Here is a 248-nt window from a genome sequence, read left to right as displayed (position 1 = left end):
GTAGAACGCCCCATTGAAATAGTGGAATATCAACGCCATACCTGCGTGTGTGAGTGCTGTGGAAATATACAAACAGCTTCATGGTCGCCAGATATCGTTCCAGGGCAAGATTTAGGAGTTAGATTACAGGCATTCTTAGGATGGGTAAACAATTATGCACACATGCCCTATGAAAAACAGCAAGAAATGTTGTGGGAACTGGGGCAAATTGAAATTGGGTTAGGAACGTTAGTGGCAACCAATGAACG

The 248-nt window shown here is 43.5% G+C and carries 1 pseudogene; it reads left to right on the top strand.

The features are described 5' to 3' along the window. Nucleotides 1-248: pseudogene (locus ACEYW6_RS36840) on the top strand (IS66 family transposase); the annotation flags it as partial.

Origin of the sequence: Nostoc sp. UIC 10607 (assembly GCF_047228265.1) — a bacterium.
In the GTDB taxonomy this organism is placed as follows: domain Bacteria; phylum Cyanobacteriota; class Cyanobacteriia; order Cyanobacteriales; family Nostocaceae; genus Nostoc; species Nostoc foliaceum_A.
The sequence above is the reverse complement of the archived record's forward strand: the minus strand, read 5'-3'. Positions and strand labels throughout refer to the sequence as shown.